Below are 15,062 nucleotides of genomic sequence, written 5' to 3'. Positions count from 1 at the left end.
CTTGGTCATCCGATGTGCAGCCCTTAGGACTCTTACAGTCATACACGCGCGGTCGGACGTCAGTTCGCGTGCCGCAGCGCCAGCACCCGGCGCCACCGCACCGTCAGCTCCCCGTGGACCCGCAGCGCCTCCGCGGTGTCCCCGGCCCGCAGCGCCCGCAGCCCCTCCTCCAGCTCCCCCGCCGAACGGTCCGCCAGGAGCCGCTCCGGGCCCAGCAGATGCACCAGGCCCCCGTAGTCCAGCTCCACCAGCGAGCGCGGGTGGAACTCCTCCAGCCAGCGCCCGACCCGCTCCGCCCCCCGCACCAGGTCCCCGTCCGGCGCCGCCTCGCGCAGCGCCCGGAAGGCCCGCGCCACCCGTCGGCGCGCCTGCGCCATCGGCACCAGGTAGAACAGCGCCGCCGGCCGGCCGCCCCGCCCCGCTCCCCCGCCCGGGCCGTCCACCGACCCCTCCTCCCCCGGCCTTTCCCCGCCCGGCACGAAGCAGCGGTCCTCGTCCCCGAACGGCAGGAACCAGTGCACCGGCACCTCCCACCGGCTGGTCAGGATCCACGGCCGGGCGTCCGGGTGCTCGGCCCGCCAGCGCTCCCGGTCCGCCTCGGCGGCCGCCCGGGTCACCGGCGGCAGCGCGGTGTCCAGCAGCGCCACCGGCGCCCCGGCCCGCAGCTCCTCCAGCGCCTGCCAGCTGCGCAGCCTGGTCGCCCACGGGCAGACGTACAGGACGCCGTCCACCAGCCGCAGGTACGCCCGCCCGCTCTCCCGCTCGGGCAGTGCCCGGGGCGTGCGGGCGGCCAGCCCGGCGAGCGCCTCCCGCTGCTCCTCCAGCACCGCCGCCGCCACCGGCTGGGCCGGCTCCGCGGCGTCCGGCCCGTGCTCCGCCGCCCAGGCCTGCCAGCGTGCCCGGTCGGGCTCCGGGTGGGCGGCCAGCGGCTCGTAGACCCGCAGGTGGGCCGCGTAGGGCGGCTGTACGGAGGTACGTACGACGGTCACGTCCTGCATGGTCGCACGCGCCGCGCGGCCCCGGGAGAGCGCGCCCCCGCACCGTTCGCGCCCGCACTCCGCACCGCCGTCCGTCTCACCCCTCGGACGTCCGGCCCCGGCTCGGGCAAGACGCCGGACCGGCGGCGCGCCCCCGACTACGCTTCGCCCTAGGCGCCCGCACCACAGCAGCGGGCCTTCAATACTGGAGTCACCACAGTGACCGACGTACAGACCCCCGCCACGCACCCCGCACCCGGCGTGCTCAGCAGGATCTTCCGTACCGAGCAGGACGGCGCCCCCGGCGACGGTCACGAGCAGGTCGTCCTCTGCCACGACCGCAGCTCGGGTCTGAAGGCGATCATCGCCATCCACTCGACCGCCCTGGGCCCGGCCCTCGGCGGCACCCGCTTCTTCCCGTACGCCTCCGAGGAGGCGGCGCTGGAGGACGCGCTGAACCTGTCCCGCGGGATGTCCTACAAGAACGCGCTGGCCGGGCTGGACCTCGGCGGCGGCAAGGCCGTCATCATCGGCGACCCGAACAAGGACAAGAACGAGGCGATGCTCCGGGCCTACGGCCGCTTCGTCGAGTCCCTGCGCGGCCGCTACATCACCGCCTGCGACGTGGGCACCTACGTCCAGGACATGGACGTCATCGCCCGCGAGACCGAGTTCGTGACCGGCCGCTCGCCCGAGCACGGCGGCGCCGGCGACTCGTCCATCCTGACCGCCTTCGGCGTCTTCCAGGGCATGCGCGCCACCGCCCAGGCCCGCTGGGGCCAGCCGACCCTGCGCGGCAAGCGGGTCGGCGTCGCGGGCGTCGGCAAGGTCGGCCACTACCTGGTCGGCCACCTCGTCGCGGACGGCGCCACGGTCGTCGTCACCGACCCCTTCGAGGCCGCCGTCAACCGCGTGCGCGCGGCCCACCCCGAGGTCGAGGTGGTCGCCGACACCGCCGCCCTGCTCCAGGCGAAGCTGGACGTCTACGCCCCCTGCGCCCTCGGCGGCGCGCTGACCGACGACGTCGTCGCGGCGCTGGGCGGCTTCGGCACCTCGATCGTCTGCGGCGCGGCCAACAACCAGCTGTCCCACCCGGGCGTCGAGAAGGACCTCGCCGACCGCGGCATCCTCTACGCCCCGGACTACCTGGTGAACTCCGGCGGCGTCATCCAGGTCGCCGACGAGATCGACGGCTTCAACTTCGAGCGGGCCAAGAACAAGGCCACGAAGATCTTCGACACCACCCTGGAGATCTTCACCCGGGCGACGGCCGACGGCGTCCCGCCGGCGGTCGCGGCCGACCGCCTGGCCGAGAAGCGGATGCGCGAGATCAGCGCCCTGCGCACGGTGCTGCTGCCCGGCGCCCGCCGCGGCTGACGGGTCACCAGCCGGCCCCGTGGGGCGCGGGGGGCCGTCCCAGTGGCCCCCCGCGCATCACGATGTGGAACCGGATTCTCACTTCTCCGGCCGAACGGGTGATCCGAAGCCCCCCTAGGGGGGATAATCAGTCCTGGAACGACGGACCCAAGACACCTCTGGACAGCGCGCAAAACGCCGCAAAACCTCCCTTGACCTGGGAAGACCTGGTCGCGGGTGCGGTCGGTGCGCGCCACGTCACACTGACGACGTACCGTCCAGCGGCGGAAACAGGTACCGTTAATGCTCCAAGGGACGGTCCTCCCATTCGGGCAGGCCGGTCCTGATCATGAACACGTGTCAGACTCGGGGCCGTGAGCCCCATCGTTGAGGGGGTCGACCCATGGGGCGCGGCCGGGCCAAGGCCAAGCAGACGAAGGTCGCCCGCGAGCTGAAGTACAACAGCGGCGGGTTCGACGCTAACCGTCTGTCCAACGAGCTGGGCGTATCGCCGTCCACCGCTTCGATCGAGCCGGAGCCGATCGAGGAGGAGGAGGACGACGACCCGTACGCGGAGTACGCCGCCCGCTACGCCGACCTCGACGACGACGGCGACACCGAGCCGGGCACCGGGCCGTCGCAGGCCTCCCGCCGCTCGTAACAAGCAGTCCCGCCGGACCGGTCCGGGCGCCCTGGGCGCCGGGCCGGTCTTCGGCGTTCCCGCGTACGGCGGTCGCCGCGCGGGCCGGTCCTGACGACGGAAGGGCCCCTCCGGAGCTCCGGAGGGGCCCTTCCGTCGTCAGCGCCGGGTCAGTTCGCCCGGAAGCCCTCGTAGGCGTTGTAGAGGGCCGCGCCGCCCTCGTGCTCCTCGCCGCGCTCGACGATGTCGCCGAGCAGCCAGGCCTCCACGCCGCGGTCCTCCAGGATCGACAGCACGGCGTCCACCGAGTGCGGCGGGACGACCGCGACCATGCCGACGCCCATGTTCAGCGTCTTCTCGATCTCCAGGGTGGCCACCTTGCCGACCTCGGCGACGGTCCGGAAGACCGGCAGCGGGGTCCAGGTGCCGCGGTCCAGGCGGGCGTGCAGGCCGTCCGGGACGACCCGGGCCAGGTTGGCCGCCAGGCCGCCGCCGGTGACGTGCGAGAAGGCGTGCACCTCGGTGGCGCGGGTGAGCGCCAGGCAGTCCAGCGAGTAGATCCGGGTCGGCTCCAGCAGCTCCTCGCCGAGCGTCCGGCCGAACTCCTCGACCTTGCGGTCCAGCTTCCAGCCGGCCTCGTTCAGCAGCACGTGGCGGACCAGCGAGTAGCCGTTGGAGTGCAGGCCGGAGGCGGCCATCGCGATCACCACGTCGCCGGCCCGGACCCGGTCCGCGCCGAGCAGCGCGTCGGCCTCCACCACACCGGTGCCGGCGCCCGCGACGTCGTACTCGTCCGGGCCCAGCAGGCCCGGGTGCTCGGCGGTCTCGCCGCCGACCAGGGCGCAGCCGGCCAGCGCGCAGCCCTCGGCGATGCCCTTGACGATCGCGGCGACCCGCTCCGGGACGACCTTGCCGACGCAGATGTAGTCGGTCATGAACAGCGGCTCGGCGCCGCAGACCACCAGGTCGTCGACGACCATGCCGACCAGGTCGTGGCCGATGGTGTCGTGCTTGTCCATGGCGGCCGCGATGGCCACCTTGGTCCCCACGCCGTCGGTGGCCGAGGCCAGCAGCGGCCGCTCGTAGTTCTTGAAGGCGGACGCGTCGAAGAGGCCGGCGAAGCCGCCGAGACCGCCGACCACCTCAGGGCGGTTGGCCTTCTTCACCCACTGCTTCATGAGCTCGACGGCGCGGTCGCCCGCCTCGATGTCGACACCGGCGGCGGCGTAGGTGGCGCCGTTCTGGTTGCTGGTCACTGCGTGCGGCCCTTTCGGGTCAGGTGGGGGTGGTTCGGAAACAGCGGTGGGGCCCCGGTTCGCGGGACCCCACCGTGCGTTCTTACGGGCGGCGCAGCGCGTCGGCCGCGCCCGCCCCGCCGAGCAGCGACTGGACGCCGTCCAGGTCGCTGCCGCTGGTCGGCTTGCCGCGGACGGCGGGCGGCTGCTGGCCGCCCTTGATCTCGGCCTCCAGCAGGAGCTTGCCGAGCAGCGCCGGGTCCGGCAGCTCCATCGGGTACTCGCCGTCGAAGCAGGCCCGGCAGAGCCGGTCCTTGGGCTGCTTGGTGGCCTCGATCATGCCGTCGATCGAGATGTAGGAGAGCGAGTCCGCGCCGAGCGTGCGGCCGATCTCCTCGATGGTCATGCCGTTGGCGATCAGCTCCGCGCGGGTGGCGAAGTCGATGCCGAAGAAGCAGGGCCACTTCACCGGCGGCGAGGAGATCCGGATGTGCACCTCGGCGGCGCCGGCCTCGCGCAGCATCTTCACCAGCGCGCGCTGGGTGTTGCCGCGCACGATCGAGTCGTCCACGACCACCAGGCGCTTGCCGGCGATGACCTCGCGCAGCGGGTTGAGCTTGAGCCGGATGCCGAGCTGGCGGATGGTCTGGCTGGGCTGGATGAAGGTGCGGCCCACGTAGGCGTTCTTCACCAGGCCGGAGCCGTACGGGATGCCGCTGGCCTCGGCGTAGCCGATCGCGGCGGGGGTGCCGGACTCGGGCGTCGCTATCACCAGGTCGGCCTCGACGGGCGCCTCCTTGGCCAGCCGGCGGCCCATCTCCACGCGGGAGAGGTGCACGTTGCGGCCGGCGATGGAGGTGTCGGGGCGGGCCAGGTAGACGTACTCGAAGACGCAGCCCTTGGGCTTGGCCTCGGCGAACCGCGAGCTGCGCATGCCGTTCTCGTCGATGGCGATGAGCTCGCCCGGCTCGACCTCGCGGATGAAGGAGGCGCCGCAGATGTCCAGCGCCGCCGTCTCGGAGGCGACCACCCAGCCGCGCTCCAGCCGGCCGAGCACCAGCGGGCGGATGCCCTGCGGGTCACGGGCGGCGTAGAGGGTGTGCTCGTCCATGAAGACGAGCGAGAACGCGCCCTTGACCTTGGGCAGCACGACCTTGGCCGTCTCCTCGATGGAGAGGTCCGGGTGGCCGGCGAGCAGGGCCGTCACCAGGTCGGTGTCGTTGGTCGCGGCGTTCCGGCCGGAGCGCGAGACGTGCTCCTCGCCGGGCAGTTCGGCGACCATGGCCGCCAGTTCGGCGGTGTTCACCAGGTTTCCGTTGTGCCCGAGGGCCAGCGAACCGTGAACGGTCGCGCGGAAGGTCGGCTGGGCGTTCTCCCAGACCGAGGAACCGGTGGTCGAGTAGCGGGCGTGTCCGACGGCGATATGCCCGTGCAAGGACCCCAGCGATGCCTCGTCGAAGACCTGGGAGACGAGCCCCATGTCCTTGAAGACGAGAATCTGGGAGCCGTTGCTCACTGCGATGCCCGCGGATTCCTGACCGCGGTGCTGCAGGGCGTAAAGGCCGAAGAACGTGAGCTTGGCGACCTCCTCGCCGGGAGCCCAGACACCGAAGACGCCACAAGCGTCCTGGGGGCCTTTCTCACCGGGAAGAAGATCGTGGTTGAGTCTTCCGTCACCACGTGGCACGCCTTCGAGTCTAGGGCAGTTGACCCGGGCTTCCGGACCCCGGGACTGCGGCTTTGTCCCGCGATCGCGAGTTAACGCGCGTAGACAAAACCCCTTACCGGTCCGGCATTTCGGGTGGGGGGAATTCCGGCGCGTGGCGGTTGGCCTTGCGGTTCGCGCCTGTTGGGGAGTTCGGTGTGCGCGACGGCGGGGGTCGGGGGGCGGACGAACGTGAGCCTGCTCACCCGGGGTTCCCCCACCGGTCGCCCGGCGGTCGTCCGGCGGTCGTCCGCCCGTGGTTCCCCGGCTGCCCGCCGGTGGCTCCCTCGTCAGCCCGCCGGTGGCTCCCTCGTCAGCCCGCCGGTGGTTCTCCCGTCAGGCCGCGGGCAGCAGCAGGCCCCAGGCCCCCGGGTGCACCGTCCAGGTCCGGGCCCGGACCGGGCCGACCGGATGGCCGTCCGCCTCGTAGCCGAAGCCGCGCCCGACCACCGAGACGCTCGCCGCCCGGGCCCGCACCAGGGCGCCGGAGGCGGCGACCACCACCTCCATCTCGCCCGTTCCGTGCGAGGCGCCGGCCGGGAGCGAGACCTGGACCAGCCGGACCGGCCGGTGGACGTCCGCGAGCAGTCGGCCGTCGGCCTCGACCCGGACCCGGGAGCCGTGGTCGGTGCCGTCCGGGGTGAGTGCGTTCGCCTGCTCGGCCGCAGCCAGTTTCGCCCATAGCGAACGCCAGCCCCCCGGACGGCCCACCGGACGGCGCGCGGCCCCGCCGGTGATCCGCACCCCGCCCAGCGCCACCCCGCCGCCGTCGTCGACCAGCAGGTCCAGCCGGCGCGGCGCGCCCGAGAGCACCGCCCGCGCGGCCCGGACCGGCTCCCCCGGCACGCCGAGCGCGCGGGCCGCGACCAGCTCCTCCGAGCGGCCGACCGGAACCATCCCCACCGGTTCGTCGCCCAGCTCACGCTGGCGGTGCAGGGCCTGGAGCACCCGCTGCAGAGCGAGGTCGGAACCGATCACCACCGGTCGCCTCCGACCCCGGTGCGAAAGCACCCGGTCGAGCTCGGAAGGGCTCTCCGGAAAGACCACCTTGACGTCCGCTCCCCCGCAGAGCACGTCCTTCGCGATCCGCACCGACTCGCCGTCGGTCTGCCGGGCCACCGGGTCGAGGAGCAGCAGGAGCGGCTCCGGGCCGCCGGTAGCAGGCGTGGACAGGGACGACACGACCGGTCCTTCCTCAGGTAATCTCTCGGTGCAAGAGCCCCTTGCGCCATTGCGCCAGGGGCTTCGTCTATCTCGGGGCAGACTGCGGCCTACGCAGGATGCCCCAACCGGAAGGGGTGTACGCCTGTGCCGGCACTCGTGCTCGTTGGCGCTCAGTGGGGAGACGAGGGCAAGGGGAAGGCCACCGACCTCCTCGGTGGCTCCGTGGACTACGTGGTCCGCTACCAGGGCGGCAACAACGCCGGTCACACGGTGGTCATCGGTGACCAGAAGTACGCCCTGCACCTGCTCCCTTCCGGCATCCTCAGCCCGAACGTGACGCCGGTGATCGGCAACGGCGTCGTGATCGACCCGGCCGTGCTGCTCTCCGAGCTGGCCGGCCTGAACGACCGCGGCATCGACACCTCCAAGCTGCTGATCTCGGGCAACGCCCACCTGATCACGCCGTACCACCGCACCCTGGACAAGGTCACCGAGCGCTTCCTCGGCAAGCGCCGGATCGGCACCACCGGCCGCGGCATCGGCCCGACCTACGCGGACAAGATCAACCGCGTCGGCATCCGGGTCCAGGACCTGTTCGACGAGTCGATCCTGCGCCAGAAGATCGAGGCGGCGCTGCACGACAAGAACCAGATCCTGGTCAAGCTGTACAACCGCCGCACCATCCCGGCCGACCTGGTGGTCGAGGAGTACCTGGGCTACGCGGAGAAGATCAAGCCCTTCCTCGCCGACACCACCCTCGTCCTGGACGAGGCTCTGAAGGCCGACAAGGTCGTCCTGCTGGAGGGCGGCCAGGGCACCCTGCTCGACGTCGACCACGGCACGTACCCCTTCGTGACCTCGTCGAACCCGACCGCGGGCGGCGCCTGCACCGGCGCCGGCATCGGCCCGACCAAGATCGACCGGGTCATCGGCATCCTCAAGGCCTACACCACCCGCGTCGGCTCCGGCCCGTTCCCGACCGAGCTGCTCGACGAGGACGGCGAGGCGCTGCGCCGGATCGGTGGCGAGCGCGGTGTCACCACCGGCCGCGACCGCCGCTGCGGCTGGTTCGACGCCGTCATCGCGCGCTACGCGACCCGGGTCAACGGCCTCACCGACTTCTTCCTCACCAAGCTGGACGTGCTGACCGGCTGGGAGCAGATCCCGGTCTGCGTCGCGTACGAGATCGACGGCAAGCGCGTCGAGGAGCTCCCCTACAACCAGTCGGACTTCCACCACGCCAAGCCGATCTACGAGACGCTGCCGGGCTGGACCGAGGACATCAGCAAGGCGAAGACCTTCGCCGAGCTGCCGAAGAACGCCCAGGCGTACGTGAAGGCGCTGGAGGAGATGTCGGGCGCGCCGATCTCGGCCATCGGCGTCGGCCCGGGCCGCGACGAGACGATCCAGATCAACTCGTTCATCTGAGCCTGATCCTCGGCTGACACTTCGAGGGCCCCGCGGGATCCGTCCCGCGGGGCCCTCGTTTTGCCTCGCGCGGCAGATTTGCACTAGTGCAAACATCTCTTGCTTCTAGTGCAGGGCGGCGCTACGTTCGGATCATGACCGCGAAGCTGCCCTCACCCGTCGTCCTCACCGGCCGCCACATCCGCCTGGAGCCGCTGGAGCGCCGCCACCTCGCCGACCTCTGGACGGCCGTCGGCTCCGACCCCGAGGTCTGGCGCTGGACCATGCACCTGCCGCCCGTCTCGGAGCAGGAGTTCGGCGCGGTCCTCGACATCCGCGTCGCCGAGGCGGCGGCCGGTGAGTCGGTGAACTTCGCCGCCGTCGACCTCGCGAGCGGCCGGGCCGTCGGCGTCACCGGCTACCACGACCTCAGCGCGCAGGACGAGTCCGTCGAGATCGGCGGCACCTGGTACGCCCGCTCGGTCTGGCGCACGGCGGTCAACACCGAGGCCAAACTGCTGCTCCTCTCCCACGCGTTCGAGGACCTCGGCATGGGCCGCGTCTTCTGGAAGACCGACGCCCGCAACGAGCGCTCCCGCACCGCGATCCAACGCCTCGGCGCCCAGTACGAGGGCACCCTCCGCCGCCACCGCCGGCGCCCCGACGGCACCTGGCGGGACAGCGCCTACTTCTCGATGCTCGCCGAGGAGTGGCCGGCGGCCAAGTCCCGTCTGGCCGAGCGGCTTTCACGGGGCTGAGCCGCCGGACCGGCGGAGTTCGAGGGTGCGCGGAGGCTATTTCCGCTCGCCTCGGGCGGAATGGCCGGCCGCGAACTCGCGCTTGGCCGCGCGGGGTTCACAGGCCTGGATGTTCACCAGCCAGACCAGCCAGCCGACGAACAGGACGGCGAGCAGGAGCGCCGACAATCCGGCGACGAGAAGCGCATTCACCGGGATGCGGAAATGCGCCGGGGTGGATGGGGCCGGTGGGGAGGGCCGAGGGGCGTGGGGAGTGGCATGGCTGTCTCCGGTCGGTGATTTCGGGCGCCGCGACCATGCATCTGATGTGTCATTACGGCCGAATGTCGGCTGTTAGACGACTGTTTGACGACTGTTTAGGCGGCAACAAGTCAGTGAGTGACACGGATGACCATAGGGTCAAGGTGCCAGAGTTGCTACCGAGCGGGAAGACGTTCACTCCATCGTGGGGTATCCCCCATTTTGGTAGCTAGGGCCCGGTACGCGCGGCACACTTCACCGGAAGCATCGACGCGAGCCGCGACCCGGAGAAGAGAGTCATGCCACCCCGCTTGTCGCCGACCGTGCGCCAGCAGCGCCTCGGGATCGAGTTGCGCAGGATGCGCGAGCTCGTGGGCGTCACGCCCAAGAGCCTGGCCGCCACCATCGGCACCGACCTGCCCAAGATCTCCCAGATGGAGAACGGGAAGTCGGGCATCAGCGCCGAGCGGCTCCGGATCTGGGCGCACACCTGCGGCTGCGAGGACGGCCCTTACCTGGACGCCCTGTTGGCGATGACGCAGGACCGGCGCAAGTACTGGTGGGACGGCTACCGCGGCCGGCTGCCGAACGCGATCATCGACATCGCGGAGATGGAGCACCACGCCTCCTCCCTGTCCATCCTGAACAGCACCTTCATCCCCGGCCTGCTGCAGACCCCGGACTACGCCGCCGCGGTGTTCGAGCGGCTTCCCCCCCAGTACCGGCAGGAGGCGGACATCCGGAAGGCGTTCCGGATCCGGCGCCAGCAGATCTTCGTCGACCACCCGAAGCCGTACAGCGCGTTCCTCCACGAATCCGCGCTGCGCATGCAGTTCGGCGGCCCGGACGTGCTGCGCGACCAGCTGCGGGGCCTGCTGGAGAACTCGGAACGGCCCGGGGTGGAGATCCGGGTGATCCCGTTCAGCGTGCCCACCTACACCGGCTCCGGGGAGAGCCTGTACCTCGCCCGCGGGCCCGTCCCGGAGCTCGACACCGTCCAGATCGATCTCTCCCACGGGCCGACATTCGTGCACACCCAGGTCGAACTGGCCTCCTACCGCCGGATCAAGGAGGAGACCGCGGCGATCGCACTCGGACCGGACGAGTCCCGGGAGTTCATCCGGTGCTTGCTGAAAGACTTCGCATGAGTACCTGGCGCAAGGCCTCGGCCAGCGGTGAGAGCACCGACTGCGTCGAGGTCAGAGCCGCGGGCGAACTGGTGGAGATCCGAGAGTCGGACCGGCCCGAGGTCGTCGTGCGGACCACCCCGCGCAAGTGGGCCGCCTTCGTCCGCGGGGTGAAGTCCGGGGAGTTCGACCGGTACGGGGACTTCACCCGGCCCTGACGCCCGGCCCTGACGTCCGGTCGTGATCCCGGCCGTGATTCCCGACCCCGCCCGGCGCGTGCGGCGGCGCCGCCGACCGGCCCCGCTCCTTGCGCCCCGGCCCCCGCTCCTTGCCCTAGGCTGGCAGCCCACAGTGGACCCTGCGCCCGACACGGCACTCCGGGTGGGGTGCGCGTGCGGGAGAAATCGGAGCATCCGAGGATGGCTCGGCACCTGATCACCAGCGCCCTTCCGTACATCAACGGGATCAAGCACCTGGGCAACATGGTCGGGTCCATGCTCCCGGCGGACGTCTACGCCCGCTACCTGCGCCGACGCGGGCACGAGGTGCTGTTCATCTGCGCCACCGACGAGCACGGCACGCCCGCCGAACTCGCCGCCCAGGAAGCCGGGTTGCCGGTCGCGGAGTTCTGCGCCCGGGCGCACGACGCGCAGCGGGCGGTGTACGACGGCTTCGGGCTCTCCTTCGACCACTTCGGCCGCAGCTCCTCGCCGCAGAACCGGGAGATCACCCAGGAGATCGCCCGCGAGCTCCAGCGCAACGGCTTCATCGAGGAGCGCGCGATCCGCCAGGTGTACTCCAACGCCGACGGCCGCTTCCTGCCGGACCGCTACATCGTCGGCACCTGCCCGCACTGCGGCTACGACAAGGCCCGCGGCGACCAGTGCGAGAACTGCACCCGGGTGCTGGACCCGACCGACCTGCTGGAGCCGCGCTCGGCGATCAGCGGCAGCGCCGACCTGGAGGTCCGGGAGACCCGCCACCTGTTCCTGCTCCAGTCCAAGCTCACCGAGGAGGTCGAGGACTGGATCGACGCCCACGCCGACGACTGGCCGGTGCTGGCCTCCTCGATCGCCCGCAAGTGGCTGACCGAGGGCCTCCAGGACCGCTCGATCACCCGCGACCTGGAGTGGGGCGTCCCGGTGCCGGCCGACGTGTGGCCCGAACTGGCCGCCGAGGGCAAGGTGTTCTACGTCTGGTTCGACGCCCCGATCGAGTACATCGGCGCCACCAAGGAGTGGGCGGACGCGGCCCCGGCCGGGCACCTGCGGGACTGGAAGTCCTGGTGGTACGAGGCCGACGAGACCGTCCGGTACACCGAGTTCATGGGCAAGGACAACGTCCCGTTCCACACCGTGATGTTCCCGGCCACGCTGCTCGGCTCGCGCCGCCCCTGGAAGAAGGTCGACTACGTCAAGGCCTTCAACTGGCTGACGTACTACGGCGGGAAGTTCTCCACCAGCCAGCGGCGCGGCGTCTTCGGCAACGACGCGCTGGACCTGCTGCCCGCCGACTACTGGCGCTACTTCATGATGGCGCACGCGCCCGAGTCGGACGACTCCAGCTTCACCTGGGACCTGTTCGCCTCGGTCGTCAACAAGGACCTCGCCGACACCCTCGGCAACTTCGTCAACCGGGTGCTCACCTTCAGCCGCAAGCGCTTCGGCGACGACGTCCCGGGCGGCCACGCCCCGGGCGAGGCCGAGCAGCGCCTCGGCGAGCAGGTCGCCGGGCTGCTCGCCGAGTACGAGGCCCAGCTGGACGCGCTCAACTTCCGCAAGGCGGCGCAGGCCCTGCGCACGCTGTGGAGCGCGGGCAACGCGTACCTGGACGAGAAGGCGCCCTGGCTCCAGGTGAAGACCGACCCGGAGGCGGCGGCGCTGACCCTGCGCACCGCGATGAACCTGATCCACCTGTACGCGGTGGTCTCCGAGCCGTTCATCCCGACCACGGCGGCGGCCATGCGCGGCGCCTTCGCGCTGCCCGCGGACTCGCCGGCCGCCACCCGCGACTGGATCGGCCCGGAGGAGGCGCGGGCGCTGGACCTGGTGCCGGCCGGGACGGCGTTCACGGTGCCGCCGGTGCTGTTCGCCAAGATCACGGACGAGGACCTGGCGGCCTGGACGGAGCGCTTCGGCGGCTCGGCGGGCTGAGCGGCGGGACGGCTGAGCGGCTGGACGGCTGCGTGACGGCGGCGGGGCCCGGGGTGATTCCCGGGCCCCGCCGCCGTTCTCGTACCGCCGTACCGTCCTGCCGGCGCGCCGCCCTCAGCCGAGCAGGTCCAGCGCGCCCGTCCCGGTGAGGTCGTACGCCCCCGCGAGGAGCAGGAAGAGCAGCACCGCCAGCGTCAGCCCCGTGTAGTGCAGCCGCCCGAACAGGTTCCACCAGCGCCCGCGCCAGGCCAGCACCGTGCAGAGCGCCATCACCGGGGAGAGCACCAGGGCCGTCACGACGAGGGCCGGGACCACCGTCAGCAGCGGCGAATCGCCCAGGAACAGCGTCTGGTTGAGCGCGTTGGCGTCCGCCGTCAGCAGGGCGAAGCAGCCGGTGGCGGCGAGCAGCAGCGCCCCGGTGGTCCAGCCGAGCAGCCGTACGGCCGGCCGGTCGGCCCGGCCCCGGCGGCGGGCCAGGCGGACCGCCGCCGCCACCGGCCAGCCGAGCAGGGTGAGGGCGAGGACGGCGAGGCTGCCGACGGCGACCGCCTGGTGCGGGCCGGGTGCCTGGTACCAGGCGAGCCGCTGGTAGGCGATGGTCGGGTCGGCGTCGGTGAGCAGCGTGAGGGAGCCGTCGGCGGCCCGCTGGAAGGCGATCCGCGCGGTGCCGCCGACCTGCTGGAACAGGCCGGGTTCGAGCTGCTCCCAGTGCGTCTCGGCCGCCTCCGGGTCCCGGGTGACGGGGCCGGTGACGGTGAGCCGGCCGTGCTCGGCGGTGACGTGCGGGGAGGCCATCAGGGCGGCGGCCCGGGTGAGGTCGGCGTGGCTGGTGCGGGTGGAGCGGTAGTCGCCGGTGTAGGCGTCCAGGCCGCCGGTGAGCGGCGCGGTCGCGGCGGCCGGGGGCGCGGGCAGGAAGCGGTCCAGGAAGGCGGTGAGCACCTGCTGGGTGGCCCAGCCGCCGCTGGCGTCGGTGCCGTCGCCGTTGAGGGTCACGTAGAGGCCGAGGCCGCGCTGGGGCAGCAGGGCGAGGTTGCTGTGGAAGCCGGGCACGTCGCCGTCCTTGACCAGCAGCTGCTCGCCGCCGTGGGTGCGCTGCTCCAGCAGGTAGGCCAGGCCGGGCAGGCGCGGGTCGGGGCCGTAGTGGCGGGCGAGCAGCCGCTCGGCCGTCGCCGGGTCGAGGATCCGCCGGGCGTCCGGGCCGCCCTGCGGGAGCAGGGCGAGCAGCAGCTTCGCCATGTCGTCGGCGGTGGTGACGGCGGCGGCGCCGGTGGGCGTCCAGGGGCCGTAGAGGCCCGCGGTCCCGGTCTGGCCGTCGCCCTCGGGGCGGTGGCCGCGGGCGAGGTCGGCGTCGATCGCGGCGGGGTGGGGCTGGCTGAAGGTGGTGCGGTCCATCCCGAGGGGCTGGAGGATGTGCTGCGAGACGTACTGGTCGAAGGGCTGCCCGGCGACCGTCTCGACCAGGTAACCGGCCAGCGCCACACCGTAGTTGTCGTACGCCGCGGCGGTGCCGGGGGCGCGGACCCGGTCCGGCTGGTGGGCGGCGAGCGAGGCGCCGAGGCCCTCGACCCGCTCGGGCCCGGCCTGGGCGAGGCCCATGAAGCTGTCGTCGAAGCCCGCGGTGTGGGTGAGCAGGTTCTCGACGGTGACCGGGCGGCCCGGGTAGCCGTCCCTGACCTTGAAGGCGGTCAGGTAGCGGTTGACGTCGGTGCCCAGGTCCAGCTTTCCCGCCGCGACCTGCTGGAGGACGGCGACGGCGGTGAACACCTTGGCGTCGGAGCCCATGAAGAAGGCGGTCCGCGCCGGGTCGACAGGCCGGTTCGTCCGGGTGTCCGCGACGCCGTAGCCGCCCGAGAAGACCTCCCGCCCGCCGGCCACCACGGTCACGGCGGCGCCGGGGATGCGGTGCTCGGCGAGCAGCCGGGGAAGCAGCTCGTCGAACAGGGCTCTCACCTGGACGGGGTCGGCCGGGGAGGGCGGCGCGCCGCTTCCGGCCGTCGGCGCACCTGTTCCGGACGCGCGCCCGGCGGCGTGGGCCGGGGTGAGGCCGTGGAGGAAGAGGCCGAGGGCGGCCAGCACCAGGACCAGACGGACCAGCGGACGGCCGGCGGCGAAGCGCTCGGACATGGCGAACTCCCGTGATCATTGCGGTGGTTGGCGGGGATCCGGCGCTCCGCTGACGGGCCGCTTCCGGACACCTCGAACGCTAGGCCGGGAGCGGTGGGCCGGGGCAGGGCCCCTGGGCGTCGATCGGAGGGTGTACCCAGGTACCGCCGAGAGGGGGCCGAGGCCCCGTGAACAGG

At 72.3% G+C, this 15,062-nt stretch carries 13 protein-coding genes; 7 read left to right on the top strand and 6 right to left on the bottom strand.

Annotated features, from left to right (window positions below):
• Positions 1-59: 59 nt before the first annotated feature.
• Entirely contained in the window at positions 60-998 is a 939-nt protein-coding gene (locus tag ACFVXH_RS27925) for a hypothetical protein (RefSeq protein WP_387828286.1), read from the bottom strand.
• 198 nt (positions 999-1,196) lie between these two features.
• On the opposite strand from ACFVXH_RS27925, the gene ACFVXH_RS27920 reads away from it, so the two are divergent.
• Complete coding sequence (locus tag ACFVXH_RS27920; protein ID WP_074002053.1) at positions 1,197-2,354, top strand: Glu/Leu/Phe/Val dehydrogenase dimerization domain-containing protein; 1,158 nt, start codon at positions 1,197-1,199, stop codon at positions 2,352-2,354.
• A gap of 382 nt (positions 2,355-2,736) precedes the next feature.
• Positions 2,737-2,994, top strand: coding sequence for a DUF3073 domain-containing protein (locus tag ACFVXH_RS27915; protein ID WP_049654080.1), 258 nt, complete (start codon positions 2,737-2,739; stop codon positions 2,992-2,994).
• A gap of 149 nt (positions 2,995-3,143) precedes the next feature.
• On the opposite strand, the gene purM is transcribed toward ACFVXH_RS27915, so the two are convergent.
• The 3 genes from purM to ACFVXH_RS27900 form a co-directional block, all read right to left on the bottom strand.
• Positions 3,144-4,229, bottom strand: coding sequence for a phosphoribosylformylglycinamidine cyclo-ligase (gene purM / locus ACFVXH_RS27910; protein WP_049654082.1), 1,086 nt, complete (start codon positions 4,227-4,229; stop codon positions 3,144-3,146).
• An 82-nt stretch (positions 4,230-4,311) separates the two neighbouring features.
• On the bottom strand, positions 4,312-5,895 hold the full coding sequence (gene purF / locus ACFVXH_RS27905; protein ID WP_049654084.1) for an amidophosphoribosyltransferase: 1,584 nt from the start codon (positions 5,893-5,895) through the stop codon (positions 4,312-4,314).
• Positions 5,896-6,249: 354 nt separating this feature from the next.
• On the bottom strand, positions 6,250-7,095 hold the full coding sequence (locus tag ACFVXH_RS27900; RefSeq protein WP_074002051.1) for a hypothetical protein: 846 nt from the start codon (positions 7,093-7,095) through the stop codon (positions 6,250-6,252).
• A gap of 126 nt (positions 7,096-7,221) precedes the next feature.
• Here ACFVXH_RS27900 and ACFVXH_RS27895 point away from each other — a divergent pair, with 126 nt between their 5' ends.
• Both ACFVXH_RS27895 and ACFVXH_RS27890 read left to right on the top strand, forming a co-directional pair.
• Positions 7,222-8,505, top strand: a complete 1,284-nt coding sequence (locus tag ACFVXH_RS27895) for an adenylosuccinate synthase (RefSeq protein ID WP_049656442.1) — start codon at positions 7,222-7,224, stop codon at positions 8,503-8,505.
• Between the two features lie 134 nt (positions 8,506-8,639).
• Entirely contained in the window at positions 8,640-9,242 is a 603-nt protein-coding gene (locus ACFVXH_RS27890; RefSeq protein ID WP_387828279.1) for a GNAT family N-acetyltransferase, read from the top strand.
• Positions 9,243-9,278: 36 nt separating this feature from the next.
• Here the strand turns inward: ACFVXH_RS27890 and ACFVXH_RS27885 are convergent, their stop codons facing one another.
• The gene (locus ACFVXH_RS27885; protein ID WP_159028574.1) at positions 9,279-9,434 is read right to left on the bottom strand and encodes a hypothetical protein; all 156 of its coding nucleotides are present in this window, start codon (positions 9,432-9,434) and stop codon (positions 9,279-9,281) included.
• Positions 9,435-9,781: 347 nt separating this feature from the next.
• Here ACFVXH_RS27885 and ACFVXH_RS27880 point away from each other — a divergent pair, with 347 nt between their 5' ends.
• The 3 genes from ACFVXH_RS27880 (at position 9,782) to metG (ending at position 12,762) form a co-directional block, all read left to right on the top strand.
• Positions 9,782-10,630: a helix-turn-helix transcriptional regulator gene (locus ACFVXH_RS27880; RefSeq protein WP_063780290.1), complete on the top strand. Its 849-nt coding sequence runs from the start codon at positions 9,782-9,784 to the stop codon at positions 10,628-10,630.
• Entirely contained in the window at positions 10,627-10,827 is a 201-nt protein-coding gene (locus ACFVXH_RS27875; RefSeq protein ID WP_049656434.1) for a DUF397 domain-containing protein, read from the top strand. Before ACFVXH_RS27880 ends, ACFVXH_RS27875 begins: the two co-directional genes overlap by 4 nt.
• Before the next feature lie 201 nt (positions 10,828-11,028).
• Positions 11,029-12,762, top strand: coding sequence for a methionine--tRNA ligase (gene metG / locus ACFVXH_RS27870; RefSeq protein ID WP_387828275.1), 1,734 nt, complete (start codon positions 11,029-11,031; stop codon positions 12,760-12,762).
• A gap of 114 nt (positions 12,763-12,876) precedes the next feature.
• Here the strand turns inward: metG and ACFVXH_RS27865 are convergent, their stop codons facing one another.
• Positions 12,877-14,886 (bottom strand): serine hydrolase domain-containing protein, encoded by a 2,010-nt coding sequence (locus tag ACFVXH_RS27865; RefSeq protein ID WP_387828272.1) that lies wholly within the window; start codon positions 14,884-14,886, stop codon positions 12,877-12,879.
• Between the last annotated feature and the right edge of the window lie 176 nt (positions 14,887-15,062).

It is taken from the genome of Kitasatospora sp. NPDC058184 (genome assembly GCF_042883725.1).
In the GTDB taxonomy this organism is placed as follows: domain Bacteria; phylum Actinomycetota; class Actinomycetes; order Streptomycetales; family Streptomycetaceae; genus Kitasatospora.
Note: the sequence above shows the minus strand (reverse complement) of the source record. Positions and strands in the feature narration are given on the sequence as shown.

Excerpts from the sequence above, each read along its gene's own strand:
- ACFVXH_RS27865 (WP_387828272.1), bottom strand. The coding sequence starts at position 14,886 with ATGTCCGAGCGCTTCGCCGCCGGCCGTCCGCTGGTCCGTCTGGTCCTG.
- ACFVXH_RS27875 (WP_049656434.1), top strand. The coding sequence starts at position 10,627 with ATGAGTACCTGGCGCAAGGCCTCGGCCAGCGGTGAGAGCACCGACTGC.
- ACFVXH_RS27890 (WP_387828279.1), top strand. The coding sequence starts at position 8,640 with ATGACCGCGAAGCTGCCCTCACCCGTCGTCCTCACCGGCCGCCACATC.
- ACFVXH_RS27915 (WP_049654080.1), top strand. The coding sequence starts at position 2,737 with ATGGGGCGCGGCCGGGCCAAGGCCAAGCAGACGAAGGTCGCCCGCGAG.
- ACFVXH_RS27880 (WP_063780290.1), top strand. The coding sequence starts at position 9,782 with ATGCCACCCCGCTTGTCGCCGACCGTGCGCCAGCAGCGCCTCGGGATC.
- metG (WP_387828275.1), top strand. The coding sequence starts at position 11,029 with ATGGCTCGGCACCTGATCACCAGCGCCCTTCCGTACATCAACGGGATC.
- ACFVXH_RS27925 (WP_387828286.1), bottom strand. The coding sequence starts at position 998 with ATGCAGGACGTGACCGTCGTACGTACCTCCGTACAGCCGCCCTACGCG.